The sequence below is a fragment of the Corallococcus terminator genome (assembly GCF_049194865.1).
GTDB lineage: Bacteria > Myxococcota > Myxococcia > Myxococcales > Myxococcaceae > Myxococcus > Myxococcus terminator_A.
Genome location: NZ_JBLZWL010000029.1, coordinates 52,737 through 78,585, shown reverse-complemented (window position 1 = coordinate 78,585; position 25,849 = coordinate 52,737). Strand labels below are relative to the sequence as shown.

23 protein-coding genes are annotated in these 25,849 nt (G+C 69.4%); 8 read left to right on the top strand and 15 right to left on the bottom strand.

Going from position 1 to position 25,849, the window contains the following annotated elements:
- The first annotated feature begins 41 nt into the window (after positions 1-41).
- Positions 42-1,001: a phosphoribosylaminoimidazolesuccinocarboxamide synthase gene (locus ACN469_RS11590; protein ID WP_498767125.1), complete on the top strand. Its 960-nt coding sequence runs from the start codon at positions 42-44 to the stop codon at positions 999-1,001.
- Between the two features lie 24 nt (positions 1,002-1,025).
- Here ACN469_RS11590 and purB read toward each other — a convergent pair whose 3' ends face one another.
- The 6 genes from purB to ACN469_RS11560 all read right to left on the bottom strand — a co-directional run bounded on the left by purB (position 1,026) and on the right by ACN469_RS11560 (position 8,241).
- Entirely contained in the window at positions 1,026-2,339 is a 1,314-nt protein-coding gene (gene purB / locus ACN469_RS11585; protein WP_498767123.1) for an adenylosuccinate lyase, read from the bottom strand.
- Positions 2,336-3,280 carry an ABC transporter substrate-binding protein gene (locus ACN469_RS11580; protein WP_498767121.1) on the bottom strand — a complete coding sequence of 315 codons (945 nt, stop codon included), beginning with the start codon at positions 3,278-3,280 and terminating at the stop codon, positions 2,336-2,338. Before ACN469_RS11580 ends, purB begins: the two co-directional genes overlap by 4 nt.
- Positions 3,277-5,793: a protein kinase domain-containing protein gene (locus ACN469_RS11575; RefSeq protein ID WP_498767119.1), complete on the bottom strand. Its 2,517-nt coding sequence runs from the start codon at positions 5,791-5,793 to the stop codon at positions 3,277-3,279. The genes ACN469_RS11580 and ACN469_RS11575 overlap by 4 nt, the downstream gene beginning before the upstream one ends.
- Positions 5,794-5,909: 116 nt before the next feature.
- Entirely contained in the window at positions 5,910-6,365 is a 456-nt protein-coding gene (gene dut / locus ACN469_RS11570; protein ID WP_498767297.1) for a dUTP diphosphatase, read from the bottom strand.
- 143 nt (positions 6,366-6,508) lie between these two features.
- The gene (locus ACN469_RS11565; protein WP_498767117.1) at positions 6,509-7,519 is read right to left on the bottom strand and encodes a M23 family metallopeptidase; all 1,011 of its coding nucleotides are present in this window, start codon (positions 7,517-7,519) and stop codon (positions 6,509-6,511) included.
- 8 nt (positions 7,520-7,527) lie between these two features.
- Positions 7,528-8,241, bottom strand: a complete 714-nt coding sequence (locus tag ACN469_RS11560) for a hypothetical protein (protein ID WP_498767115.1) — start codon at positions 8,239-8,241, stop codon at positions 7,528-7,530.
- Here ACN469_RS11560 and ACN469_RS11555 point away from each other — a divergent pair.
- Positions 8,240-8,395 carry a hypothetical protein gene (locus ACN469_RS11555; protein ID WP_498767114.1) on the top strand — a complete coding sequence of 52 codons (156 nt, stop codon included), beginning with the start codon at positions 8,240-8,242 and terminating at the stop codon, positions 8,393-8,395. The two genes, ACN469_RS11560 and ACN469_RS11555, sit on opposite strands and share 2 nt — an antisense overlap.
- Positions 8,396-8,498: 103 nt before the next feature.
- Here ACN469_RS11555 and pnp read toward each other — a convergent pair whose 3' ends face one another.
- From pnp to rimP, 9 genes are all read right to left on the bottom strand, one after another.
- Positions 8,499-10,667 (bottom strand): polyribonucleotide nucleotidyltransferase, encoded by a 2,169-nt coding sequence (gene pnp / locus ACN469_RS11550; protein ID WP_498767112.1) that lies wholly within the window; start codon positions 10,665-10,667, stop codon positions 8,499-8,501.
- A 380-nt stretch (positions 10,668-11,047) separates the two neighbouring features.
- Entirely contained in the window at positions 11,048-11,317 is a 270-nt protein-coding gene (rpsO, locus tag ACN469_RS11545) for a 30S ribosomal protein S15 (RefSeq protein ID WP_141644273.1), read from the bottom strand.
- A gap of 209 nt (positions 11,318-11,526) precedes the next feature.
- A complete protein-coding gene (gene truB, locus ACN469_RS11540; RefSeq protein ID WP_498767109.1) occupies positions 11,527-12,399 on the bottom strand; it encodes a tRNA pseudouridine(55) synthase TruB in 873 nt (290 codons plus the stop codon).
- 32 nt (positions 12,400-12,431) lie between these two features.
- Complete coding sequence (gene rbfA / locus ACN469_RS11535) at positions 12,432-12,791, bottom strand: 30S ribosome-binding factor RbfA (protein WP_141644243.1); 360 nt, start codon at positions 12,789-12,791, stop codon at positions 12,432-12,434.
- A complete protein-coding gene (locus ACN469_RS11530; RefSeq protein WP_498767107.1) occupies positions 12,788-13,396 on the bottom strand; it encodes a DUF503 domain-containing protein in 609 nt (202 codons plus the stop codon). Before ACN469_RS11530 ends, rbfA begins: the two co-directional genes overlap by 4 nt.
- 108 nt (positions 13,397-13,504) lie before the next feature.
- A complete protein-coding gene (infB, locus tag ACN469_RS11525) occupies positions 13,505-16,690 on the bottom strand; it encodes a translation initiation factor IF-2 (protein WP_498767295.1) in 3,186 nt (1,061 codons plus the stop codon).
- Positions 16,691-16,827: 137 nt separating this feature from the next.
- Entirely contained in the window at positions 16,828-17,046 is a 219-nt protein-coding gene (locus ACN469_RS11520) for a YlxR family protein (RefSeq protein WP_498767105.1), read from the bottom strand.
- A gap of 97 nt (positions 17,047-17,143) precedes the next feature.
- A complete protein-coding gene (nusA, locus tag ACN469_RS11515) occupies positions 17,144-18,844 on the bottom strand; it encodes a transcription termination factor NusA (RefSeq protein ID WP_498767103.1) in 1,701 nt (566 codons plus the stop codon).
- Positions 18,845-18,904: 60 nt separating this feature from the next.
- A complete protein-coding gene (rimP, locus tag ACN469_RS11510) occupies positions 18,905-19,390 on the bottom strand; it encodes a ribosome maturation factor RimP (RefSeq protein ID WP_498767101.1) in 486 nt (161 codons plus the stop codon).
- 210 nt (positions 19,391-19,600) lie between these two features.
- On the opposite strand from rimP, the gene ACN469_RS11505 reads away from it, so the two are divergent.
- The 6 genes from ACN469_RS11505 to ACN469_RS11480 all read left to right on the top strand — a co-directional run bounded on the left by ACN469_RS11505 (position 19,601) and on the right by ACN469_RS11480 (position 25,837).
- Positions 19,601-20,404, top strand: a complete 804-nt coding sequence (locus tag ACN469_RS11505) for a carbon-nitrogen hydrolase family protein (RefSeq protein ID WP_498767099.1) — start codon at positions 19,601-19,603, stop codon at positions 20,402-20,404.
- 61 nt (positions 20,405-20,465) lie between these two features.
- Positions 20,466-20,915 carry a FecR domain-containing protein gene (locus tag ACN469_RS11500; protein WP_498767293.1) on the top strand — a complete coding sequence of 150 codons (450 nt, stop codon included), beginning with the start codon at positions 20,466-20,468 and terminating at the stop codon, positions 20,913-20,915.
- Positions 20,912-21,811: a peptidoglycan-binding protein LysM gene (locus tag ACN469_RS11495; protein ID WP_498767097.1), complete on the top strand. Its 900-nt coding sequence runs from the start codon at positions 20,912-20,914 to the stop codon at positions 21,809-21,811. Before ACN469_RS11500 ends, ACN469_RS11495 begins: the two co-directional genes overlap by 4 nt.
- Before the next feature lie 19 nt (positions 21,812-21,830).
- Complete coding sequence (locus ACN469_RS11490) at positions 21,831-23,537, top strand: HD domain-containing phosphohydrolase (RefSeq protein WP_498767095.1); 1,707 nt, start codon at positions 21,831-21,833, stop codon at positions 23,535-23,537.
- A gap of 69 nt (positions 23,538-23,606) precedes the next feature.
- Positions 23,607-23,948 (top strand): DUF971 domain-containing protein, encoded by a 342-nt coding sequence (locus ACN469_RS11485; RefSeq protein ID WP_498767093.1) that lies wholly within the window; start codon positions 23,607-23,609, stop codon positions 23,946-23,948.
- Positions 23,949-23,974: 26 nt separating this feature from the next.
- Complete coding sequence (locus ACN469_RS11480; RefSeq protein ID WP_498767091.1) at positions 23,975-25,837, top strand: serine/threonine-protein kinase; 1,863 nt, start codon at positions 23,975-23,977, stop codon at positions 25,835-25,837.
- The last annotated feature ends 12 nt before the right edge of the window (positions 25,838-25,849 follow it).

The window sequence follows — 25,849 nt, the reverse complement described above, 5'->3', positions numbered from 1 at the left end:
GCCGTGCCCCACTTTCCAGAGGGGCGGGCCGCGAGGCGCCAGTGAATACCTCCGCTCTTCACGCTCAGCTTCCCCATACGCTCCAGCAGACGAACCTGCCGGGGCTCGGTCAGCACTATCGCGGCAAGGTCCGTGACACGTACCGGAGCGGCGACACGCTCGTCCTGGTGACGACGGACCGGCTCTCCGCGTTCGACCACGTGCTCACCACCATCCCCTTCAAGGGCGAGGTGCTCAACCGGCTCGCGGCCTTCTGGTTCGAGCGCACGAAGCACATCTGCCCCAACCACGTGCTGGACGTGCCGGACGCCAACGTCACCGTGGCGCGCGCCTGCCAGCCCTTCACGGTGGAGGTGGTCATTCGCGGCTATCTCACCGGGAGCCTGTGGCGCGACTACGAGAAGGGCACGCACACCGCCTACGGCCTGCCCTTCCCCGCGGGCCTGCGCAAGGACGAGGCCTTCCCCGAGCCCATCATCACCCCGTCCACCAAGGCGGAGTACGGACTGCACGACGAGCCCATCTCGGAGAAGGAAATCCTCGCGCGGGGCCTGGCCAGCGCGCGCGACTGGGCGCGCATCACCGAGGCGGCGCGCGGCCTGTTCGCGGAGGGCCAGAAGTGGGCGAGCACCCGTGGCCTCATCCTCGTCGATACCAAGTACGAGTTCGGCAAGGTGGGCGATGACCTCTACGTCATCGACGAGATGCACACCCCGGACTCCAGCCGCTACTGGGTGGCGGACGAGTACGAGGCGCGCTTCGCCAAGGGCGAGGACCAGCGCATGTTGGACAAGGAGAACATCCGCCAGTGGCTCATCCGCGAGCGGAACTTCTCCGGCCAGGGCACGCCCCCGCCCATCCCCGATGACGTCCGCGTGGAGCTGGCCACCAAGTACGTGGCGGCCTTCGAGCAGATTACGGGAACGACGCTCGCGCTCGAGCCGGGAGACGTGCACGCGCGAATCGAACGGAACCTGCGCCAGAAGGGCTACCTGAAGTAGCCCTCCCAGCGGGACGGCGGGGCGCTACTCGCTCCGGCCGAAGACGCGGCGGAAGACGTCATCCATGTGCCGCGTGTGGTAGCCCGGGGAGAAGCAGTCGTTGATCTCCTCGGGCGTCATCATCTTGCGCAGGTCCTCGTCCGCGAGCAGCGCCTGCCGGAAGTCCACGCCCTCTTCGTAGAGCTTCATCGCGTTGCGCTGGACGATGACGTAGGCGGCCTGTCGGTCCATGCCCTTGCGCGCCAGCTCCAGCAGGAGCCGCTGCGAGTTCACCACGCCCCCGAGCAGGTCCAGGTTCTTCTTCATCTGCTCCGGGTAGACGCGCAGGTCCTCCATCAGCCGGGCGAAGCGCACCAGCATGAAGTCCGCGAGGATGGTGGCGTCCGGGCCGATGACGCGCTCCACGGAGGAGTGGGAGATGTCCCGCTCGTGCCACAGCGCCACGTCCTCCATGGCGCTCACCGCGTAGCCGCGCAGCAGGCGCGCCAGACCCGTGAGGTTCTCCGAGAGGATGGGGTTGCGCTTGTGCGGCATCGCGCTGGAGCCCTTCTGCCCGGCGGTGAAGGGCTCCTCCACCTCGCGCACCTCGGTGCGCTGCAGGTGGCGAATCTCCACCGCGAACTTCTCGATGCTGGAGCCCAACAGCGCCAGCGCGGTGAAGTACTCCGCGTGCCTGTCACGCTGCACCACCTGGCTGGAGGCAGGCGCGGCCTTGAGGCCCAGCTTCTTGCAGACGTGCTCCTCCACTGCCGGGGGCAGGTGCGCGAAGGTGCCCACCGCGCCGGAAATCTTGCCCGTGGCGATGGTCTCCCGCGCGTGCAGCAGCCGGGTGCGAGCGCGGCGAAGCTCGTCGAACCAGATGGCCAGCTTGTGGCCGAACGTCACCGGCTCCGCGTGGATGCCGTGGCTGCGGCCCATCTGGAGCGTGTGCTTGTGCTCGAAGGCGCGCTTCTCCACCGCCGCCATCACCCGCTCCAGGTCCTGGAGGATGAGGTCCACGGCGTCGCGCAGCGTCATCGCCAGGGACGTGTCCAGCACGTCCGAGGACGTCATGCCCAGGTGCAGCCAGCGCGCGCTGGGGCCCACCCGCTCCTCCATGAAGGTGAGGAAGGCGATGACGTCGTGCTTGGTGGTGCGCTCGATTTCGTCGATGCGCGCGGCGTCCTCGGGCGTGAAGTCTCCGGCCTTCTGGAGGCAGTCCGCCAGCGCCTCGCGCGGGGCCAGTCCCGCCTCCACCATGCCCTCCAGCGCGGCGAGCTCCACGTCGCGCCATCGGCGCAAGCGAGCCACGTCGTTCCAGAGGTTGGACATCTCCTGTCGGCTGTATCGCGGAATCACTCGTAGACCTTCACGGCAAAGTCCTTCCGTGCCGCGAACCGGAGCAGCTCCAGCACGGACTCGGAGGACGGGCCCAACTTCCGGGCGGTGGTGAGATTGATGGACAGGTCCAACCCCTCCGGCTGCGCCACCGCCAGCGCTCCCGGGTCGATCTTCTCGTGGATGATGCGGTTGGCCAGCCGGCCCGCTTGGAGGCCAATGGCCATGGGGCTGGGGGACAGCGCCAACGACGCGCCCTCCTTCACCTGACTGGGCGTGAGCGCCACGAGCGGCAGCCGCTTCGACTGCGCGAAGGCGATGAGTTCCTGCACGACAGCGGCGTTGCCCACCGTCTTGTCCGCCACCATCAGCAGCGCGTCGACGCGGCCGGCGGCGCCCTCCAGCACCTTGCCCACCTTCCCGGGAGAGTCCACCTCCAGCGGGAGGATGGACAGGCTCCGGGACGCCGCGGACGTCTGTGCCTGCGTCAAGGTGCCGCCGGAGAAGCGAGGGTCATGCACCATGCCCACGCGTCGGGCCTTGGGTGCCACCGCGAGCAGCGCCTCCAGCTCCGGGCCCAAATCACTGGTGAGGGAGATGCCGGTGACGTTGGGGCCCTCCAGGCCGTACTTCTCGAAGTACGGCACCATGGCGAAGAGGACGGGCACGTCCTCACCCAGCGAGCGGCGAGCGGCGTTGGCGGCCAGTGGCCCGAGCGCCAGCACCAGCGCGGGCTTCTGGGCCGCGAGCTTCTTGAAGATGCGCGCGGCGGTGCCGGGACTCTCGTCCAGCGTCATCTCCTGCACCTCGGCTTTCGCCTCCGCGGCGAAGCCGGCGATGACGGAGGCATAGGGCGCCAGGTTGGCGGACTTCACCGCCACCACGCGCGGACGGGCAGCCCCTTGAGCCCCTGCTACTGCTGGCACCAGCAAGAGCAGGAGCGCGAGGGCCCGCCAGCTCATGGCTTCACGCTCGCGCAGCAACGGAAGCCCACGGAGAGCGAGGTCTTCTCCGGGGCGCTGTAGGTCCGCGCACTGCACCTCGACTTGCCGTATGGCTCGTCGAACGAGCCACCCTTCTGCACGGCCCCACGCTTGGGGTGCACGGGGCTCGTCCACTCCGCCACGTTCCCGGAGAGGTCCGCCACGTGATAGCCCGACCGACATCGCGGGAACGTCCCGGAGGGCGCGGCCGCTGGAGGCGTTTCTGGAAGAGAGACCTTCGTGTTGCACGAGCCTTGAACGTCGTCCTCGATGGAGGCGTAGCGCGCGCTGCCCGGTCCCTTGCATGCCTTCTCCCACTCCTCTTCCGTGCAGAGCCGCTTCTCCGCGGCCTCACACAGCCCGCGCGCCTGCTCCCAGGTCACTTCCACCCGAGGCATTCCTCCCTGCTTCCTCGAGTCCGAGTATTCGAACTCGTCCACGCAGAAGGAGTCCACCTCGGTGTACCTGTAATAGAGTTCGCCTACTTCCCCCTCGCTGTCGTCGGGCCTTCCCTGTTGGAAGGACCCACCGCTCACCAGCTGCATTCCCTCCGGGCACTTCTCCGCCATCACGACGAGGGGAGGAGCATTGGCTTCCGGGGCCGCCTGGCGGACGGACGAACCTCCCATAGGCACCACCGGTGAGGTCCGCTGGATCGACCGCAGGTGGCGCAGCAACAGGTAACCGCCACCGGCCCCCAGCGTGAGCCCGCCCACCGTCAGCACCACCATCCAGATGAACGCCGAGCGGCGGCGCGCGGACGAGGACTTCGACGGACGCGTGGCCCGGTGAGTGGGAGCGATGCGCGGCGCCGAGCGCGCCGCCGAGGTGATGGGTGAGTCCACCGTCCGAGCGCCCGACAGCGCCGGAGAGGACTCCAGCGTACGAGCCGTGCGGATGGCCGGCACCGGCACCGCGGGCGCCGCATCCAGCGTGCGTCCCAGGGGGCGAGCCCCGGAGACCGCGGGCGAGGACTCCAGCGTGCGCGCCGACCGCGCACCGGAAACGGAGGGAGCGGGCTCTTGCCCCGCCGCGTCCGGCTCCTTGGCCCGAGGTGCCGAGCGCGGCTGCGCGGCGGGCACGGGTCCTGAGGCACGCGGCGCGGGCGCACCACCCCGGGCAGCGGCGGGCTCGGGGGGCAAGCGCCCTCCGTGAGCGGGCTCGGCGGAGCCCCTGGCGGAGCGTCCACCCTGTGAAGACTCCGAGGCGGCTTTCCCCCCCGCGGACGCCTCCGAAGCGGAGCGCCCGCCCTGCGGGGAATCCATGGCGGCCCGCGCGGCGGACGCGGTGATGAACGGCAGCGCCTGCTCCGTGAGGTGCTGGGACGCGCCGGGGTTCGCGCCGATGATGGCGGCCAGCGTCGCCGCGTCGAGCGGCTGCGTCGCGTCGGGTGGAGGTGGCTCCTCCTCGACGGGCACGGACGGCTTCGGCGACGTCACGATGCCGGTGGGCACGGGCATCATGTCCGTGGGCACCGGCGGCGGTGGACGCGCGGACATCCTCACCGCGGCGGCCTGCGCCGAGCCCACGGGAGGCGGCACGCCGCGCACGTGCGTGGCAACGGCAGCGGGAGCCCGAGAGAGGATGCTGGCGAACTCCGCGTGCAGCTCGCCCGCCGTCTTCGGCCGGGCCAGCGGGTTGATGTTGAGCGCGCGCCGGTAGAGCGCCTCGAAGGACGTGGGCAGGTCCGGGTGCAGCGACGTGAGGCCGGGCACCACGCCGTCGGTCGGCACCAGGCCCGTGAGCATCTCCCCCATCACCACGCCCAGCGAGTACACGTCCATGCGCGTGTCCAGCTCACCGCCCGCGACATACTCGGGAGCGACGTAGATATCCGCGCGGTGGCTCTTCTGAGCCTGGACGAAGGGGAGCTGCGGCACCGCGAGCCCGAGCCCGTAGTCCGTCACCTTCAGCAGGTCCGGCAGGACGATGACGTTCTCCGGCTTGAGGTCGGAGTGCGGACCGAAGCGATGGGCCGCGTCCAGCGCCGCCGCCATCTGCGCCAAGAGCGGCTCCACGTCCTTGAGCGAGAAGAGCTGCCCCCGCGTGGCGCGCTGCTCCATCATCCGCCGGAGCGTCATGCCCTCCAGCAACTGCATGGTGAAGAAGGGCCGCTCACCGTCGAGCCCCTCCTCGTAGACGCGCAGCAGGTTGGGGTGGTTGAGCTTCTTGCCCACCCGCATGGAGAACGAGAACTGGGTGCGCTCCTCGGGCTGCTGGACGAGGCGCGGGTGCACCGTCTTGAGGGCGACCTCGACGTCGATCTCCTGGTCCTGGGCGCGGAAGACGAAGCCCATGGGGCCGGAGCCCACCACCTCTTGGATGGCATAGCGGCCGGCGACGACGTCCCCTGGCTTGTAGGGGGCGCCATCGAGGCCGCGCTTGCGGACGACACCCGCCGCTTGTCGCGCGGCAGCGTCGTACTTCATCCCGCAGGTGGGACAGGTGTCGGTCGTCTCGGGGACGTGGCTGCCGCAGCGGTAGCAGAGCAAAGCAGTCGGACTCCAGGGGCCGGTCGAAGGAGGAGACCACGAGCGGGGTGCGCGGTCCGGCCTCATATTCTGCACGCTCCCCTGTCATCAAGGAACGATGCCGTCGGCTTCGCTCGCTAACGGCCGGTGGACCCGAAGCCGTTCCCCCCCCGTGACGTCACATCGAGGACCTCCACCTCTTCCAGCCTGGCGGACGTCACCGGCGCCACCACCAGCTGGGCCACCCGGTCGCCCCGACGCAGCGTGAAGGGCTCGCTGGAGAGGTTGACGAGGATGACCTGCACCTCCCCCCGGTAGTCCGCATCCACCGTCCCAGGGGAGTTGAGCAGGGTGATTCCGTGGCGCAGCGCCAGCCCCGAGCGAGGCCGCACCTGCCCCTCGTAGCCCGGGGGCAGCCCCAGCGAGAGGCCCGTGGGCACCACCATCCGCCCCAGGGGCGCGAGCACCTGCTCCCCCTCGATGTCCGCTCTCAAATCCAGCCCGGCGGCGAGCTCCGTCTCGTAGCGGGGAAGCGGCAAGGGCTCCGGATGGGCACGCACGCGGCGCACCTGCACGGTGAGGGACGAGGCCATGGCGCGGATGTACCACACCCCTGTCCCGTCTCCAGTTCCCGCGCCAACGTCACGGGTTGTCCGCGAAAGCGACGACAGGCCCGGGAAGCCGAGAGGCACCGGAACGCGCCCCATCCTCGTGACTCGGCGGAGAGCGCCGCTGCTCAGGGTGCGCTGTCGTGGGACACGGCGCGAACCGAGGCGCGGAACTTGAGCGGGTCCATGGGCCGGGAGGCCAGCTCCAGCTGATAGTGGAGATGAGGCCCCGTGGAGCGCCCGGTGTTGCCGGAGCGGGCGATGAGCTGCCCGCGCGTCACCCGCTCCCCCACCCGCACCAGCAGCTCCGAGTTGTGGCAGTACGCCGTCGTCACGCCCCGGCCATGGTCCAGCACCAGGACACGGCCATTCACCGCGTCCTCGCTCGCGCGCCGCACCACGCCCTCCGCCACGGACGACACCGCCGTCCCCGTGGGCACGCTCAGGTCCACGCCCGTGTGCATCCGCCGCGTTCCCAGCACCGGGTGGTGCCGCTCTCCGAACGGGCTCGACACGCGAGCGCTCTCCGACACGGGCCACGCGAGCCCGAAGGCGGTGGACAGCGCCAGCGCCTGCGCCGCGCCCACCGAGGCCGTCTCGAAGCCAGGAGGAAGCTGCCGGTTCAGCGACTCCAGCGTCGGCGCGCCGCCTTCGGCCACCACGCGCTCCTGGGCGTAGCGCGCGGGGACGCGGCCGACGAAGAGGGCCGTGAGTCGCGCCTCCTCCCGAGGGAAGTCAGCCTCCAGCGCCGCGTGAAGCCTGCGCGCGGCGACGGGCCCCTCCACCGGGTCCAACAGCCGGTCCATGGGAATCCCCAGCTCCTGGGCCAGCGCCGCGGAGGGCTCCCGTGCGCGCGCATCCAGGCCCTTCAATGCGAGGTGCGTGCCCCAGGCCAGCGACTCCGCATCCGTCAGCGGACGCACCAGGGACACCTCGGGAGCCAGCATGGGCGCGGCGAGCGAGGTGCCCGTCATGCCGTCGTAGTACGCCAGCAACGGGCGGGCGGTGCTCTTCGTGGAGAAGGCCCAGGCGGAGGCCTTGCGCACCAGCGCGCCCGCGGGCGTGTGGTGGTACGCCGTCCACACGCACAGCACCGCCATGCAGAAGTCCAGCAGCCCCCTGGCGCGGCTCGCGAACATGGCGGTCCTCAGCGCAGGAAGGAAAGGAGTGGAGTGGCGTCCAGCACGGCGGCCAGTGCCAGGGGCACCACCACCGCGCATCCCAAGAGGCCCCGGGTGAAGGCCCGTCTGCCGCGCGCTTGTGTACAGGCCGCGTCCGCGTGCTGGAGGTTGCGCAGCACCGCGCGCCAACCCAGCGTGGCCAGCACGCCCCCCAGCGCCCCCAGCGCCAGGCCCCTCGCGACCCAGTCCGAGACCTGGTCCCCCATCAGCTCACGCCACGACAGGTACACCGTGCCCTGCATCAGCTTCGCCACCGTGCACGCGCCGGCCACCACGACGGCCGCGGTGGCCAGGGGCCGCAGCCAGCGCATGGGCGTGGGCTGGCGCAGGCAGCGTCGCCACAGCGCACGCCACGAGGGCTTCTCCTCCCGCCCCTCCAGCGCCACGCGCCACGCCTCCGCGGGCTTCACGGCCGCCGTCGTGGACTCGCGGTAGCCCAGGGCCGGCAGCGCCAGCACCAGGTCCGCGGCCAGCTCCCACACCAGGGCGAGGATGCGGGCGATGCGCGTGCGCAGCTCCAGCGACACCCACTCCACCATGGGCGCCGTCACGTCGTAGCGGCCCACCAGCCCATCGAAGGCCGCGTCCGCGCGGTCGACCAGGGACACCAGCCTGTCATCCAGCGTGTCCGCCGCCGCGTGCACCCCCACCGCCACCAGGGCCAGGAGCCCCAAGGGCATGAAGGCCCACCGGAAGGAGCCGAGCAGGCGCGAGACGTCGGTGACGAAGCAGGTGGAAGTCGGTGGCGTGGCGGACGGCGAGCGGGGCGGCAACGGGGCCTCTGGGAAGGCGGGGCTCGCACGTCCAACGCACGGCCCCCGTCCCCAGGTCTAAACCAGCGCCGGCCCAAACGAAAACGCCCCCTGCCGCACAGTGGCGGAAGGGGGCGTTGGCACGACTCCGAGCCTCACGAGGAGGCTCGGATGCGAGGCGTCAATCAGGCCTTCGCGTCGGGCTGGGTGGCCTCGGGGGCCGGCTGCGCGGCGACAGCGTCAGCGGCGCCCTGCTGGGTCGCCGCGCGCTCCGCCATCGCCTCCTTGCGCGACAGGCGAATCTTGCCCGTCTTGTCGATGCTGACCACCTTCACCAGCACCTCGTCGCCCTCCCTCAGCACGTCGGAGACGCTCTTGACGCGCTTGTCGGACAGCTCGGAGATGTGGATGAGGCCGTCGGTGCCCGGGAACAGCTCCACGAAGGCGCCGAACTCGGCGATCTTCCGCACGGTGCCCGTGTAGATCTTCCCGATTTCCGCCTCGCGGGTCAGCGCCTGAATCATCGCGATGGCGGCCTTCACGGCGTCGCCGTTCGCGCTGGCGATGTCCACCCGGCCGGAGTCCTCGATGTTAATCGCCGCGCCCGTGCGAGCGATGATGTCCTTGATGACCTTGCCGCCCGGCCCGATGACGTTCTTGATGAACTCGGGACGAATCTGGATGGTGGTGATGCGGGGCGCGTACTGGCTGATTTCCTTGCGGGGCTGCGCCAGCGTCTTGAGCATCTCGCCCAGGATGTGGATGCGGCCCTGACGCGCCTGCTCCAGCGCGCGGCTCATGATCTCCGTGGTGAGGCCGGTGATCTTGATGTCCATCTGGATGGAGGTGATGCCCTTGGTGGTGCCGCACACCTTGAAGTCCATGTCGCCCAGGTGGTCCTCGTCACCGAGGATGTCCGACAGGATGGCGAGCTTGTCGCCCTCCTTCACGAGGCCCATGGCGATGCCGGCCACCGGCGCCTTGATGGGGACACCCGCGTCCATCAGCGCCAGCGTGCCACCGCACACGGAGGCCATGGACGAGGAGCCGTTGGACTCGAGGATGTCCGACACGAGGCGAACCGTGTACGGGAAGGACTCGCTCTTGGGCACCATGTTGCGCAGCGCGCGCTCCGCCAGCGCACCGTGGCCGATTTCACGACGGCCCGGACCGCGCAGCGGCTTCGTCTCGTTCACGCTGAACGGAGGGAAGTTGTAGTGCAGCATGAAGCGCTTGAAGGACATGCCTCCCAGCATCTCCAGGCGCTGCTCGTCGTCGCTGGTGCCCAGCGTGGCCACCACGAGCGCCTGCGTCTCGCCACGGGTGAAGACCGCGCTGCCGTGGGTGCGCGGCAGCACGCCCACTTCGTTCGTAATCGTGCGGACCACGTCGTGACCGCGGTCGCCGATGCGGCCACCGTTGACCGTCATCTCGCGCATGTGCTCGTACTTGAGGTCTTCCACCACCTGCTTGGCGTGCTTCTCCACCAGCGGGGAGTAGGCCTCCGCGAGCTGCTCCTTGAGCTTCGCGATGGTCTCCTTCTTCGTCTTGGAGAGCGACTCGTACCGGGCGCCCTTCTCCTTGATGGCGTAGCCGGCCTTGATGCCGTTCATCGCCAGCTCGCGCACCTTGGAGCGCAGGCCCTCGTCCACGGAGGCCGGCTTGTCGAACGAGCGCACCTGCTTGTTCAGCTCGCGGCGCAGCTCGTCCTGCATGTCCAGCGCGGGCTGGGCGGCCTGGAAGCCGAAGTCCAGCGCGGCGACCATGTCCGCCTCGGACACCTCTTCCGCGCCACCTTCCACCATGACGATGGCCTTGCGGCTGACCGCCATGACCAGGTCCAAATCACTCTGCTCACGCTGCTTCGCGGTGGGGTTGGCCACCAGCTGACCGCCCACGCGGCCCACGCGGATGCCGGCGAGGGGGCCGTCGAACGGGATGTCCGACACCCACAGCGCCGCGGAGGCACCGGTGATGCCGTGCACGTCGCCCTCGTTCTCCGGGTCCGCGGAGATGACGCTGGCGATGACCTGCGTCTCGTACGCGTAGCCTTCCGGGAACAGCGGACGCAGGGAGCGGTCCACCACGCGGGAGGCCAGCGTCTCCTTCTCCGTCAGCCGGCCCTCGCGCTTGAAGTAGCTGCCGGGGATGCGGCCCGCCGAGTACAGCTTCTCCTGGTACTCCACCGTCAGCGGCAGGAAGTCGATGTCCTTCTTCTCCCGCGCGCTCACCGCCGTCACGAGCAGCATGGTGTCGCCGTAGCGCACCACCACGGAGCCATCCGCCTGCTTGGCCAGACGACCCACTTCAATGCTCAGCTCGCTCTCGCCAATCTTGACGCTCTTCTTCAGCATGTCCTTGCCTCGGTATTCTTCGGGCGAGGACCCCACCGCACGCACCTGGCCCGCAAGGGACCTGGCACCCCGGGAGGGCCCTCGGGGTGTATGAGCGGTCGCCAAGGCCCGAAACAGGCACATGACAGGCAACCGCCAGCCTGTACTGCGGAAGGGCGCTTGCGGAGCGCCGGAGGGATGTCTCGGAACTTTTGATCCCTGATCGCACCGGCCGACAACCGTGTCAGCCGGTCCGAACGGAAACCAAAACCTCCGTCGGCACCACTCCCTCGCCCGCCTCCACCCACCGCTTCTCAACTGCTTCTCTGTCCTGCCACTTCCCTGCGTCTGAAACGCGCGGGGCGCTGGTTGAACCAGCGCCCCGGGTCCTGCCGAGATGCCTACTTGCGGATGCCGAGGCTCTCGATGAGCTTCTTGTAGCGGGTGACGTCCTTCGACTTCAGGTAGTCCAGAAGCCGGCGACGCTGACCGACCAGCTTCAGCAGACCGCGGCGGGAGTGGTGGTCCTTCTTGTGCGTCTTGAAGTGCTCGGTGAGCTGGTTGATGCGCTCGGACAGCAGCGCGACCTGCACTTCAGGGGACCCGGTGTCCGTCTCGTGGGTCCTGAACTTCGTCACCAACTCCGACTTGCGCTCCTGATGCAGCGACATGTGATTCTGTCCTTCGTGCCCCGCTCCGGCGTGAATACCACTTGAGTCGCCCAGGTCCGCGGAGGGGTACAGACCGGGTCTCATGCTCCACTTCTAACGAGCGGGGGGCTTATAAGCTTCACCCTACCCAGGGTCAACCTTGGACGCCTGCCCGTACGCCCCACGGGGTGTGGAGCGTGCGAAGACGCACAGCCAGGGAGCAGCCAGGCCTAGACGAGCACTCGCAGGTAGCGCAGCCGTCCGCTCACGCTCTCCGCCACCGCCAGCAGCGCGCCGTCAGGCCCTGTCACGCGCAGCCGCCCTGGACGCAGCGAGGAGGCGACCTCCACCGGCACGCCGTGGGACACGCGCTTGGCATCGTCGGCCCCCACCCGCACCTCAGGAAGGTCGACCAGGGCCTCCGCGATGGGCACCAGCCGCGAGCCCAGTGTTCCGTCCTTCAACAAAGCCGGCACGTCCGCCAGCGGCAGTGCTCGGGCCAGGGTGAAGGGACCACTGGCCGTGCGACGCAGGGCCTCCAGGTGAGCCCCGCAGCCCAGCACCCGTCCCAGGTCGAAGGCCAGGGTGCGCACGAAGAAGCCCTTGGAGCAGCGCACGGACAGGTGGAGGCGGTCCGCGGAGAAGTCCCGCAGCACCAGCTCGTACACCGTCACGTGCCGGGCGGCGCGCTCGACTTCCTCGCCGGCGCGAGCCAGCTCGTACAGTCGCTTTCCGGCCACCTTCACCGCCGAGTACATGGGCGGTACCTGGTCGAAGCTTCCTCGGAAGCGCGCCAGCGCGGCCTCCAGGAGTGCGGGCGTCAGCGCGGGCACCGGCGCCTGTGCCGTCACCTTCCCCTGAGCATCCTGCGTGTCGGTCTCCGCGCCCAGGCGCACCGTGGCGTCGTAGGCCTTGTCGCCCTCGGTGATGAAGCCGGCCACCTTGGTGGCCTCTCCCAGACATAGGGGCAGCACGCCGGTGGCCATGGGGTCCAACGTCCCCGTATGACCCACCTTCTTGATTTTCAGCAGCGAACGCACCTGTCGCACCACGTCGAAGGACGTGGGGCCAGAGGGCTTATCGATGACGAGGACGCCGTCCATGTCACGCCAATCTTGTGGGCCCGGGGCTGGAACTACCAGCCTTCCTTGCTCCGGACCTCGCGAAGCAGACGGTCAATCTTGTCCCCCTCGCCCACCGATTCGTCGAACGAGAAGAAGATCTCCGGCGACACGCGCAGGTTGACGGCCGACGTGACGTGGCGGCGCACGAAGCCCTTGGCCGCCTCCAGCCCCTTCTGCGTGTCCGAGCGCTCCTCGGCGGTGCCGATCATCGAATAGAAGACACGGGCCACGCGCAGGTCCGGGGAGACCTTCACCCCGGTAATCGTGATGTAGCCGATGCGTGGGTCTCTCAGCTCGCCCCGGGTCAGCAAGTCGCCGATGGCCACCTGGATTTCCTGCCCCACTCGCTCGGGTCGGGAATGCGTCGTCATTTCTTCTCCCAGTCTCGCGGGTTGCGCAGGGAGCGGGCTCGAACCCGCGCCTCGTCCAGCGTCATCCGTCCACCGCCCGACGGTGACGGGCGGCCCGTACCGGGGTCGCCGTCGTTGTCGCCGTCATGACGGCGCTCCCACTCGCCCAACCCCTCCGCCTCCGCCAGGGAGGCCCGCTCGCCCCGCAGGAAGCGAGCAATGGCCGCCTCCGACGAGGCCGCCGTCGCTTCCGGTGACAGCGGTGCTTCGTCTTCGTCGTCCAGGGCGGACTGCTGGGCCCCGGCACCCGCCGTACCGCCGGCGGCGAAGAGCTGATCTCCAAAGGCGAAGATCTCCGTCTCCCGAGCCATCAGCGGGGCGACATACATCTCCTCGATGAAGTGGATGACCTTCTCCAGTTGCTCGTCCACGTGGCGGCGGTCATTGCCCACCACCGAGAGGGCGAGCGAGGCCTTCTGCCAGAGGTCCTGGTCCTCCACCTCAGCCACGGCCACGTTGAAGCGAGCCTTCACCCGGTCCGTCACCCGGCGCAACACCTGTCGCTTGGACTTCAGCGAGCCGCTGTCCGGAATCTGGAGGGTAAGACGTGCGACACCTACGAACATGCCAATCCCCCGACCCCTGGGGACCTGGCGACTGCGCGAGGCCCCCAGGGCGAAACCTCCCCGGGAAGGTGGGGCCTTCCCGGGGGCGAGAGGACACGCGGCGCGAGACTAGGTGAGGCTCTGCCGGGTCTCTTCGATCTCGTAGGCCTCGATGATGTCGCCGGCCTTGAGGTCGTTGAAGTTCTCGATGCCGATACCGCACTCGAAGCCCTGAGCGACCTCCTTGACGTCGTCCTTGAAGCGCCGCAGCGACGCCATCTTCCCGGCGAACAGCTGCTTGTTCTCGCGGATGAGGCGAACGATGGCGCCTCGCTTCATCACACCATCCAGCACCGCCGCGCCGGCGATGGTGCCCAGGCGAGGAACGTTGAAGGTGCTGCGGACCTCCGCGCGGCCCAGCTTCTTCTCCGTGCGGATGGGCTCCAGCAGGCCCTCCATCTCCAAGCGCACCCCGTCGATGAGCTCGTAGATGATGGTGTAGCTCTGCAGGTTGACTTCCTGTGCCTTGGCCGCGGCCTCCGCGCCGGACTCCGGGTGCACGTTGAAGCCGAGCACCACGCCCTTGGAGGCGGCCGCCCGCATCACGTCGCCCTCGGTGATGGCACCCACGCCGGAGTGGACGACCTCCACCTTGACCTTGTGGGTGGAGAGCTTCTGGACGGCCTGCTTGACGGCCTCGGCCGAGCCCTGCACGTCCGCCTTGATGACGACGCGCAGCTCCTTGGGACCGCCGCCCGCCTTCGTCTTGGCGAACAGCTGCTCCAGGGACTCGCGGCTGACCTTGCCGAGCTCGGTCTGCCGCTCCTTCATGTTGCGGTGCTCGGCGATCTGCTTGGCCGCCTTCTCGTCCGCCACCACGTTGATGGCGTCGCCCGCGCTGGGAACACCGGACAGGCCGATGACCTCCGCGCAGTAGCCCGGCTTGATTTCCTTCACCATCTCCCCGCGGCTGTTGTTCATCGCGCGGACACGGCCGTAGTGCGAGCCGGTGACGACGGCGTCGCCCAGCTTGAGCGTGCCTTCCTGCACCAGCACCGTGGCGACCGGGCCACGGCCGCGGTCCAGCTTGGCCTCGATGATGGCGCCGACCGACGGGCGGTTCGGGTTGGACGTGAGCTCGAGGACCTCGGCCTGCAGCGCCAGGTTCTCCAGCAGCAGGTCCAGGTTCTGCTTCGTCTTGGCCGAGACGGGAACCATGATGGTGTCGCCGCCCCACTCTTCCGGGACGAGCTCGTGGGCTGCCAGGTCCTTCTTCACGCGGTCCGGGTTGGCGCCGGGCACGTCCATCTTGTTGATGGCGACGACGATGGGGACCTCGGCCGCCTTCGCGTGCTTGATGGCCTCCACCGTCTGCGGCATCACGCCGTCGTCGGCGGCCACCACCAGCACCACGATGTCCGTCACGTTGGCGCCGCGGGCGCGCATGGACGTGAAGGCCTCGTGACCCGGGGTATCCAGGAAGGTGACGTCACCCCGCGCGGTGGTGATGCTGTACGCGCCGATGTGCTGGGTGATGCCGCCCGCCTCGCCCGACGCCACGTTGGCGCTGCGGATGGCGTCCAGCAAGCTCGTCTTGCCGTGGTCGACGTGACCCATGATGGTGACGACCGGCGGACGCGGACGCTCGTCCTCGGGACGGGCCTCCACCTCGGGCAGGTAGTCCTCCACCTCGAAGCCCACGCGGTCGATCTTCCAACCGTAGTCCGTGGCGATGGCCTCCGCCGTGTCGGCGTCCACCATCTGGTTGGCCGTGGCCATCTTCCCCTGCGCCATCAGCTTCTTGATGAGCTCCGCGCTGCGCACACCCATGCGCTGGCCCAGGTCGGACACCGAGATGGCCTCCTGCAGCTTGATGACCTTCTTCTCCTCGGCCATCTGGGTGATCTGCGTCTTGGCGCCCTTCTTCGTGGGCTTCTTCTTCTTGCCACGGATGGGGATGGTGACGCGGCCCCAGACCATGTCCGTCAGTTCCTGCTTGGACACGCTGGTCGTATCGCCACTGGTGCGCTTGCGCTGGCCACGCTCCTTGTTCTTGGAGACGTCCACCAGCTCGCGGCCCCGGCCCAGGTGGTCCGGAACCACCTTGTATTCACGGCGCTCGGGGATGCCCAAGCGGCCCGGCGCCATGGGGTACTGCTTCGCCTGGCCGGCCGTGGGGGTGACGCGACGCACCTGGATGAGCGGGCGCGAGATGACGACGGCCTGCGTGGCCGTGGGACGCGCCTGACCACCCGTCGGAGACACCTGGGCGTGAGGAACACCGCCCACCATGATGGTGGGACCCTGCGGCGCGGCGGTGCCGCCAGCCGCGCCCGGTGCTCCGGGAGCCGAGCTGGGACGCACCGGCCCCTGGCCGGGACGCGCGCTCTGGCTCTGGTACGACGGGTAGCTCGGACGACCGCCCGGACCACCAGGACGCCCACCCGGACCGCCCGGACCACCGGGACGTCCGCCAGGACCACCCGGACCACCAGGACGCCCACCCGGACCGCCCGGACCACCGGGACGTCCGCCCGGACCACCCGGGCCACCCGGACGACCACCGCCCGAGGGACCGCTCCGCTGCCCGTAGCCCGGCGCGGGGCCCCGAGACACGACGGTCGCGGACGAAGACGGGGGAGAGGACGTCCGGACAGTCGGCGGAACCGGCGAGCGAGGAGGGGGTTGGGGCAAGTGGGTACTCTCCTGAGAAGGGGAACGTGGCTGCGCGACGGCAGCAGGGGGAACGGCGGGGGCGCGAGGCGCCTCGACCGGGGCCTTGGGAGCCTCCGTGGCAACCGGAGACGTGGCGACTTGAGCGGGCTGCTGCTCGGTCACCGGGGGAGCCGTCGGAGCCGCGGGCGCGGCGGTGACGGCGGGAGACTCCACCACGCTGGGGGCCGGAGCCGTCTCGACAGAGACGGGCGGGGGCTCCACGGCGCGGGGCGCCTCCTCGGGAGGCTGGTAGGCCTCGACGTGGGGGTGATGAGCGGACTCGACGGGTCCGGAATCGTAGTGGTCATTGGAGTCCGCGGACTGCGACTCCATGCCCGCTTCGGCGGAGCCCGCGGGCGGGCCCACCTTGCGGCGCACCACGAACCCCTTCGCCGTCACGGGAGGCGCTGCCTGCTTCGGCTTGCGCTTGTCCAGGATCTTCTGGACGGCGGCGGTCGCCTGGTCGTCATCGAGGGAGGACGAATGGCTCTTGACGTCATAACCGAGAGCGGACAGCTCGGTTACGACCTCCTTGTTGTCGAGCTCAATGCCGTGGCCCTTGAGCTCCTTGGCGATTTCGTGGACGCGCTTCTTCGACATATTGCCCTTGTTGGCCTGCGGCACCCGGCGACTCCGGGGCGCAGCACCCTAGCTCAAACCCGAAAATGTGTGCGAGTGGTCCTTAACACCCACTCCCCCCCAACACCCCTCCGCCCTCATGGCGCAGGCTCCTATGCCTACCCGAGCTGTGACGGGTCTACCAACCCCGCCTTCCCGCGAAAAGCCCGACCAAACGCCTTCCGCTTCAACGCTGCCGTCATACAACCGACACCGCACAGGTAGGCGCCCCGTCCGGGCAGCCGCCGCTCCCTGTCCACCACGATGGCACCCCCAGGCCCTATCACGAACCGGGTGAGCTCCGCCTGCGATCGCTTGGACCCGCATCCGACGCACATCCGGACCGGGCCTGACCGCGCGCTCTGCTCCGCTGGTACCGAGCGACCTGTCGGGCGCCCCACGTCGTCCCTCTCCTCTTCCTAGCTTCCCGCTAGCTTACGGCGACTTGGTGGCTTCCGCGCCACCATCCAGGGTCGCCGTCGTGATTCCGCGCTCGGCGTTGAGTTCCGTGCGCAGCTTGGCCTCCTCCACGAGGTAGTTCTCCGCCGCGCTCTTGAGCTGGCGCGCCTTCTTGATGCCCACACCCGGAACGTCGCCCAGCTTCGCCAGGTCCTTCTCGTTGGCGATGTCCTCCACCGTGCGGTAGCCGGACGCCATGAGCTGTTCGATGGTCTTCTCGCCAACGCCGCGCACGCGAGCCATGCGCTCGGCCTGGGACAGCTCGTCGGGGTGGCGGCGAGCCTCGGCCAGCCGGGCCTGCTCCCTTTCATAATCCATCCGGGACAGCTCCGCCTGGTCATCCACCATGCGCTTCCGGGCTTCCTCCTGCATGGAGGGGACGCGGGCGGGGTCCACGCCGGGGATCTGCGCCAGCATCTCCGCGTTGGCCTCGGCCACGTCCCGGGCCTGCCGGAAGCCGTGGGCGTAAAGCGTCTCCACCAGCATCTCGTTGACGCCCGGCAGCGAGCCCAGCGAGCGGCCGGCGAACTCGCGCATCTCGCGAACGCGGCTCTCGCTGTTGATGTCCAGCTTCCAGCCCGTCAGCTGGGCCGCCAGGCGCACGTTCTGTCCGCGCCGGCCGATGGCCAGGCTGAGCTGGTCGTCCGGGACGATGAGCTCCATGGCGTGGTTGGACTCGTCGATGATGACGCGGCTGACCTCCGCGGGCGCCAGCGCCGAGCACACGAAGCGGGCCGGGTCCTCGTCGTACGGGACGATGTCGATCTTCTCTCCGCGCAATTCCTGCACCACCGCCTGCACGCGGCTGCCCTTCATGCCCACGCACGCGCCCACCGGGTCCACGTCCGAGTCCCGGCTGGAGACGGCGATCTTCGCGCGGCCACCCGGCTCGCGCGCGGCGGCCTCGATGACGACGATGCCCTCGGCGATTTCGGGCACCTCCATCTCGAAGAGCTTGGTGAGCAGGTTGACCGAGGCGCGGCTGAGGACGATCTGCGGGCCCTTGGACTCGCGCAGCACGTCCAGCACGTAGGCCTGGACGCGGTCGCCCGGACGGTAGGTCTCACGCGGGACCTGCTCGCGCACCGGCAGCACGGCCTCCGCGCGGCCCAGGTCCACGATGATGTTGCCGCGCTCGAACCGGCGGGCGATGCCGGTGACGATCTCGTTCTTGCGGTCCTTGTACTCGTTGAAGACGTTCTCGCGCTCCGCGTCCCGCGTGCGCTGCAGGATGACCTGCTTGGCCGTCTGCGCGGCGATGCGCCCGAAGCCGCGGCGGAAGGTCTTCAGCCGGAGGATGTCGCCGTACTGGTCGTCCTGGGCCTTGGCCTCGTTGGCGTCCTCGTCCCGGTAGAAGATCTGGAAGACGAGCTCGTCACCGGGCTCCACTTCCATGCCCTTCTTGTGGGCCTCCGCCAGGATGATCTGATTGACCGCCTGAACCGGGTCGGTGATTTCGTCGACCACGACGATGGCCTGGAACAGCTCCACCACGCCCTTGTCCGCGTCGTACTTCGCCTCGAGGTTGCGGTCCTGGCCAAAGTGCTTCTTGGCCGCGGTCTTCATCGCGTCCTCGAGGGTGGCAATCAGCACAGCCCGCTCGATGCCCTTGTCCTTGGCGACCTGGTCCAGGACGAGGTTGAGATTGACGTTCGGGTTGGCTTGCTGCGTAGGCATGGTCTTCTCCTGAATGGGCCACGGGCCCCCCGCGCGGCAGGGTGCCCTGTATGTCGACGTCTAGAACTCGAACTCCAGGTTCGCCTTGGCGATATCCTTGAAGAGGATGTGGAAGGTTCCGGCGCCTTCCACCTCCACCGAGATACCGTCGCCCGCCACCCCGGTCAGCGTGCCAGTGAAGCTCTTGCGCGGCGGCTCGCCCACCGGCCCGAACGTCTTCACCTTCACCTTCTGACCCTGGACGCGCTCGTAGTGGTTCGGCTTCCTCAACGGCCGGTCCACTCCGGGGCTGGAGACCTCCAGGCTGTACTCGTGGGGGATGATGTCCTCCACGTCCAGCACCGGGTCCACCGCGCGGGACACCTGACTGCACTCGTCCAGTCCTACCCGGCCCCCTGGCTTGTCGATGAAGAGCCGCAACACCCAGCCCTCGCGCTCCCGGATGTACTCCAGGTCCACGAGCTCCAGGCCCTCGCCCGCAACGAGGGGTTCGAGCACTGAAAGGGCCCGTTCCTCCACCGTCTGCTTGAGGTTCTTCTCCGACATGACTGGGAAACCAGACTCCAAAAACGCGAAAAGCGGGCACGGCGGCCCACTTTTCGAGGTGAAAATCGAAAAATGTCGGGCGCGTCCGTAACACACGCCCCAGCGGGGTGTAAAGGAAGGACGCTCCCTCTCGGGTCCCGTGAAACCTGGCCAACAGGGCAAGGAATTCCCAGGGGTTCCGCGTACCGGACGGGCGTTATAACGGGCTCCATGCACCTCATCGCCGCCGCCCAGATGGTGTCCACTGCGGACAAGGCCTTCAACGTGGAAGTCGCCACCCGGCTCTTCCGGCGCGCCTGCGACCTGGGTGCTCGCCTGGTGGGATTGCCAGAGAACTTCTCCTGGATGGGACCCGAGCCGGAGCGCCAGGGCGCGGCCGAGGGCTTGGATGGACCCACCCTCTCCCGGATGGCGGAGCTGGCGCGCGAGCGGAAGGTGACGCTGCTCGCCGGCAGTGTCCTGGAAACCGGCGCGCCCGGCGGTCGGCTCTACAACACCAGCGTCCTGTTCGGCCCGGACGGCGAGCGGCGCGCCGTCTACCGGAAGATGCACCTGTTCGACGTGGAGGTGGGGGATGGTGCGACCTACCAGGAGTCCGCGGCGGTGGCACCGGGGACGGAGGTCGTGGCGGCGGACACGGAGGTGGGTCGGCTGGGGCTCTCGGTCTGCTACGACTTGAGATTCCCGGAGCTCTACCGCCGGCTGTCCAAGGACGGGGCGACGCTGCTGGCGGTGCCTGCGGCCTTCACCCTGATGACCGGCAAGGACCACTGGGAGGTGCTGCTGAGGGCGCGCGCCATCGAAAACCAGGCGTACGTGCTGGCGCCCGCCCAGGGCGGCCGGCACTCGGCCCAGCGGCAGACGTATGGCCACGCCATGGTGGTGGACCCCTGGGGGCTGGTGACGGCGAGGGCGTCGGAGGGCGAGGGCCTGGCCGTCGCCCCGGTGGACCCGGAGCTGCAGTCGCGCATCCGTCGCGACCTGCCCTGCCTGCGACACCGCCGATTGGATTAGCCTGGGGGAACCTGCTTTTCCGGACGGACCCCTTCTCGTGAATGGTCGACGTTGGCTCCCCATGCTGCTCGCGCTCGCGCTCCCGGCTTCGCCGCTCGGCTGCACCGCCGAGGACGCGCCCGCCGTGCCCACGACGTCCAACACTCCAGCGCCCGTGCCTCGCGCGCACCTGCGCGGGTTGAAAGGGAACGTCCAAATCAAGCGCGCCACCGCCGACGAGTGGAGCACCGCCAGTGAGGGCGTCCCGTTGTTCGAGAACGACAAGGTGCGCACCGAGGCCGGTGCGGGCGCGGACCTCGTCTTCAGCGGCACTGGGAGCATGGTGCACCTGGGCGATGACTCGCTCATCGGCATCGCTGAAACGCGCCCGAGGCCCGGCCGTCCCCGCACGGACCTGACGGTGCTGCGCGGACGCATCGACGCGGAGTTGAAGCAGCCCGCCAATCAGTCACTTTCCGTGGGCACCTCCGCGGCCACCATCCAGGCGGGAAGGGAGATTGTCTTCCAATGAGGATGGCCCTGTTCCTGCTCGCGTGGTTGAGCGCATCCCCCCCGGACACCACGGTGGTGGGCCCCCGGGAGTCCCTGCGGGAAGTGGCGGAGCGCGTCCTCGGAGACGCGAGCGCCACGGCCGAGCTGCGCGCGCTCAATGACCTGCCCTCGGATGCCGTCGCCCCCGGCACGCGCCTGAAGCTGCCGGGGCAGGAGCGGGCCCTTGCGCTCAAGGCGCTCGAGACGGCGCGCACCCTCGTCGCCCAGGCGAAGGGCGCGGGAGTCCTCCCGGAAGCCGAGGCACGGCTGAGCGAGGCGGAGGTCCACTTCCGCACCGCGCGTTATGCGCAGGCGTCCGAGGCGGCCAACGCGGCCGGGACGCTGGTGTCCGCCGGACGCGCCCCCCACCCCTCCTCATTCAGCGTGCACGTGGAGCCGGACGCGGGCACCACCACCGTCAGCGTCACCCGAGGCCCCCCCGTGCGCGTGGAGGCCGAGGGCGTCACGCGGCCCGTCGCCCCTGGAGAAACCGTCCTCGTGGAGAAGGGCCGACCTCCCGTCGCGCCCCCCCCGCCCCTGGCGGTGCCCCAGCCCGAGCAGCCTAGAAACGGCGCGGTGCTGAAGCTGCGCGCGGACAAGCATGACCAACTGGGGCCGGTGAAGTTGACCTGGGCGGCGGTGCCCGGAGTGGAGCGTTATGAAGTCGAGGTCGCCCGGGATTCGGCGGGCGCGACCGTCGTCACGCAGACGACCACGACGCCCGAGGTGACGCTGCCCGTGCTGCCCGCCGGACGTTACTGGTGGACGGTGCGAGCGGTGGGCGCGTCGGGTCGCTCCGAGCCGTCGGCCGTCCGCCGGTTCGAGCTCGTCCCCGCGCGACTCTCAATCAACGTCAAGAAGGGCCCGTGGCAGTAGTCCATGGAGGAGCCGCCCCGTGCGCCTGTTCAAAGCCATCCTCCTGTTGATGCTCGTCGTCAGCATCGTCCCCACGCTGATGGTGGGGTGGTTGTCCGTCTCCCACACGCGAGAGCTCCTGGTGCGCGACGCGCAGGAGCTGGCACAGGAGCGGGTGAAGCAGCTTCGGCTCAAGGCCGAAATCTTCCTGGGTGAGCCCACCGAGGCCGTCCTGAGCCTGGCCCGCGTGCCGAACTTCTTCGCCCTGCCCATTGAGGCGCAGCAGACGCATCTGGCGTCGGTGCTCTCACAGCGCCGCGAGGTGCTGGCCATCACCGTCTTCGGTCCGGACGGCAAGCGCCTCCCCGGGCTCCAGGCCTTCTCGCGTCACGATGTGCCCCCCACCGCGCTCGCGTCGCATGAGGAGCGCGGTCGCGCGTTGCTCGATGGCCGCAGGGAAGGTCGGCTCTACTCCGACGTGGTCGCCACCGGAAACGGTGGACCGGTGCTGACGATGGCCTTCCCCGTGGGCGAGCCCGTGAAGGGCTTCATCGCCGCGGACCTGTCGCTGGCGGGCCTGCGGCAGATGCTGGAGCAGGAGCGCGTGGGCAGCACCGGCTTCGCGTACCTGTCGGACAACCGGGGTCACCTCGTCGTCGGAGGCGGCGGCGTGGCGGCGCTGGGCGGGGACGTCTCGCAGCGCAGCCCGGTGGCGCACCTGCTGCGGCAGCTGGCCAGCACGCCCGACGCGGAGTTGTTCCACGTCGGCAACTTCGGCGATGGCCGCGACGCGGTGGTGGCCGCGTACACGGTGCTGCCCGAGACAGGTTGGGCCATCGTCTCCGAGCAGCCGGTGGAGCACGCCTATCGCCAGGTGGAGACGATGGAGCGACGCATCCTCATGGGCCTGGGCGCGGCCATCCTCGTCGCGCTGGTGCTGGCGGCCCTCTTCTCGCGCAACCTCACCCGCCCCCTCAAGGTCTTCACCGACGGGGCCCTGGAGCTGGCACGCGGGAAGTTCGGCGTGGAGGTGAAGATTCCGCAGAAGAACGAAGTGGGCGAGCTGGCCCAGACGTTCAACTACATGAGCAAGCAACTGCTCGCATACGACATGGAGAACCGCGGCCTCTACGAGAGCCTGGAGAAGGGATATCTGGAGACCATCGTCGCGCTGGCCAACTCCATCGACTCCAAGGACGCGTACACGCGCGGTCACAGCCAGCGGGTGGGCGACTTGTCGGTGGAGATTGGCCGGGAGCTGAACCTCACCGAGCGCGAGCTGCGCCAGCTCCAGTACGGCGGCATCCTCCACGACATCGGCAAGATTGGCATCGTCGAGTCCATCCTCTGCAAGCAGACGAAGCTGACGGACCAGGAGATGGCCATCATGCGCGAGCACCCGGCCATCGGTGACGCCATCATCGGCCCGGTGAGCTTCCTGGGCGCGGTGCGCGCGTGCGTGCGCCACCACCACGAGCGGTGGGACGGCACCGGCTATCCCGACAAGCTCCGGGGCGAGGACATCCCCATGCTGGCCCGCATCGTCGGGTGCGCGGACACCTTCGACGCCTGCACCTCCACGCGCCCGTACCAGAAGGCCATGCCGCTGGAGAAGGCGATGGAGATTCTCGACAGCCTCACTGGCGCGCAGTTGGACCCTCAGGTGGTGGCGGCCCTGCGCCGGGTGGTGGCCAAGAAGGGCGTGCGGCTGGAAGGCCACCGGCTGCCCGTCAAGCTGGCCTCGTGAGGCGCGCGCCCCCGCCCGGAAGGATGCTAGGGAGGGCGCATCGCTGTTGAGCTTTCGAAAGGTGCAACGTTGAGCTTCTGGGACCGCATCAAGCCCTCGACTCCCTCCGCCACCGCGACGGATGCCCGCCTGTCCCCCGACGGTTCCCAACTGGAGCTGACGTGGGATGACGGTCTGAAGTCGGGCGCCTCCGCGCAGGCGCTCCGCCAGCAGTGCCCCTGCGCAGGCTGCGTGGACGAGTGGACGAACCAGCGCACGCTGGACCAGACGAAGGTGCCCGCGGACCTGCGCGTCAAGCAGGTCCACCCGGTGGGCAACTACGCGCTGACCTTCGCCTTCAGCGACGGCCACACCACCGGCATCTATCCCTGGAAGCTGCTGCGCGACATCACCCAGTCCCCCACCGCCTGAAGAACAGCTGCCCGGAGGGCCCCACCTTGAACGAACGCTATCGGCTCGTCAGGCCCCTGGCCTCCGGAGGCATGGCGGAGCTGTTCCTCGGCGTGGCCCGGGGCGCGGAGGGCTTCGAGCGCACCGTCGCCATCAAGCGCATCCTCCCGCACCTGGCCCAGGAGCCTGAAATCGCGAGGATGTTCCTGGCCGAGGCCCGGCTGGCCACGCAGCTCCAGCACCAGAACATCGCCACCGTGTTCGACGTGGGCGAGAGCCCCTCGGGCCTCTTCCTGGTCATGGAGCTGGTGGACGGGTGGGACCTGGGCGTGCTGCTGCGCCTGGCCGCGAAGCATCGTCAGCGCTTTCCTCCACACCTGGCCGCGTTCGTCACGCTCCAGGCGCTCGCGGGCCTTCACCACGCCTACCGCAAGCTCCACGAGGGACGTCCGCTGCTCGTGGCCCACCGGGACGTGTCTCCGTCCAACATCCTCGTGTCCCGTGAGGGCGAGGTGAAGGTGACGGACTTCGGCATCGCGCTGCTGAGCGGTGCGTCCTTCACCGCGCCGGGACTCTTCAAGGGCAAGGAAGCCTACAGCGCCCCCGAGGTCCTCCAGGGCGCTCCCGCCACCGCGCTGAGCGACCAGTTCTCCCTGGGCATCGTCTTCCACGAGCTGCTCACCGGCGCACATCCCTTCGCGTCCACGATGCAACCGGGCTCTCTCGCCGTGGCCATCGTCTCGCGAGATGTCCCGCCGCTGCCTCCGGAGGTGCCCGCGCCCCTCGCCGCCGTGGTTCAGCGCATGCTGGCTCGCGCGCCCGAAGCTCGCTTCGCTTCACCGGAAGCCGTCGCCGAGGTGCTCGCGCGGTGGCTTGCCCAGTCAGGTGAACCCGCGAGCGCGCACGCCCTCACCGCCTTCCTGACGACGCTCTCCCTGCCTCCCACGCTGAAGGAGCAGGGCGAGACGGTGAGCGGCGCGACTGCGGGAGGAAGCAACCCGTCGGCCCCCGCGTCGTCGTCGGCACTCTCCTTCTCGCCAGGCATGGACGAGCCCGCGGAGGTGGCGGGCATCGAGATGAGCTCGAGTGGACGGCTCATCCACCGCTGCGTTCGCTGCGGCTCGCCGTTGTCCGCGCCTCGCGCGCCCTGCTCCGTCTGTGCCGCCCAGCTCGCGCCTCCGGCCCCGGGGGCCTTCGCGGCGTCGGAGGAGCATGCGTCCCCGTTCCTCGCGGCGGGTGCGTTCCCTTCTTTCGAGGACGACTCCTCGTTCCAGGGAGCGCCCGTCGGGAACGGTGCCTCGACTTCTTCCGGGACGCCCCACGCACCGAAGACGAAGCCCTTCGGTGCGACACCTCCTGGCCCTCAGCGCGGCGCGCCGGCCATCGCACGTCGTCCTCCAGCGATGGAGGCGGCGACGTCCGCCACCCAGTCCATCGCCGACAGCATCGAAGGCACACCGCGCAGGCCCTCGGCGCCGAGCGTGTCTCTCGCGGGCCCCGAGGCCCTCGAGTTGGAGGAACGCGCCCCTCATCCGGAGAGCACCTTCGACCAGGTTCCCGCCTCGCGTGCCCCCAGACGATGGGGCCGACGCATCATCGCGCTCCTGGGTGTCGCGGCGGCGGCGGGCGGCAGCGTGTGGCTCTGGCCTCAACGCGACCAGGTCTCCGGGCGACTCATGGCCAGCATGGATAAACCCATGGCCGCGCCCGTGCTCATGCTCATGAGCGAGCCCTCGGGCGCGACGGTGCTCGTGGACGACAAGCCCGTGGGGACGACGCCGCTGGCGCTCGACAACGTGTATCCGGAAGGCCCTGTCTCCGTGCAGGTGCGCCGCAAGGGCTACCGCACGTGGAAGGGCACCTTCCCGGGAGCCAAGGCGGCCCAGCTCGAAGTGAAGCTCCAGCGCTGAGCACCGAGCGGC

Bases quoted from the DNA above. Each gene is read 5' to 3' on its own strand.
- ACN469_RS11580 (WP_498767121.1), bottom strand. From the start codon at position 3,280: ATGAGCTGGCGGGCCCTCGCGCTCCTGCTCTTGCTGGTGCCAGCAGTA.
- ACN469_RS11520 (WP_498767105.1), bottom strand. From the start codon at position 17,046: ATGTGCGTCGGATGCGGGTCCAAGCGATCGCAGGCGGAGCTCACCCGG.
- ACN469_RS11565 (WP_498767117.1), bottom strand. From the start codon at position 7,519: ATGTTCGCGAGCCGCGCCAGGGGGCTGCTGGACTTCTGCATGGCGGTG.
- ACN469_RS11530 (WP_498767107.1), bottom strand. From the start codon at position 13,396: ATGTTCGTAGGTGTCGCACGTCTTACCCTCCAGATTCCGGACAGCGGC.
- rbfA (WP_141644243.1), bottom strand. From the start codon at position 12,791: ATGACGACGCATTCCCGACCCGAGCGAGTGGGGCAGGAAATCCAGGTG.
- ACN469_RS11555 (WP_498767114.1), top strand. From the start codon at position 8,240: ATGAAGGCCCACCGGAAGGAGCCGAGCAGGCGCGAGACGTCGGTGACG.
- rpsO (WP_141644273.1), bottom strand. From the start codon at position 11,317: ATGTCGCTGCATCAGGAGCGCAAGTCGGAGTTGGTGACGAAGTTCAGG.
- nusA (WP_498767103.1), bottom strand. From the start codon at position 18,844: ATGCCTACGCAGCAAGCCAACCCGAACGTCAATCTCAACCTCGTCCTG.
- ACN469_RS11560 (WP_498767115.1), bottom strand. From the start codon at position 8,241: ATGCCCTTGGGGCTCCTGGCCCTGGTGGCGGTGGGGGTGCACGCGGCG.
- ACN469_RS11500 (WP_498767293.1), top strand. From the start codon at position 20,466: ATGCTGCTCGCGCTCGCGCTCCCGGCTTCGCCGCTCGGCTGCACCGCC.
- ACN469_RS11505 (WP_498767099.1), top strand. From the start codon at position 19,601: ATGCACCTCATCGCCGCCGCCCAGATGGTGTCCACTGCGGACAAGGCC.
- rimP (WP_498767101.1), bottom strand. From the start codon at position 19,390: ATGTCGGAGAAGAACCTCAAGCAGACGGTGGAGGAACGGGCCCTTTCA.
- ACN469_RS11495 (WP_498767097.1), top strand. From the start codon at position 20,912: ATGAGGATGGCCCTGTTCCTGCTCGCGTGGTTGAGCGCATCCCCCCCG.
- infB (WP_498767295.1), bottom strand. From the start codon at position 16,690: ATGTCGAAGAAGCGCGTCCACGAAATCGCCAAGGAGCTCAAGGGCCAC.
- truB (WP_498767109.1), bottom strand. From the start codon at position 12,399: ATGGACGGCGTCCTCGTCATCGATAAGCCCTCTGGCCCCACGTCCTTC.
- pnp (WP_498767112.1), bottom strand. From the start codon at position 10,667: ATGCTGAAGAAGAGCGTCAAGATTGGCGAGAGCGAGCTGAGCATTGAA.
- dut (WP_498767297.1), bottom strand. From the start codon at position 6,365: ATGGCCTCGTCCCTCACCGTGCAGGTGCGCCGCGTGCGTGCCCATCCG.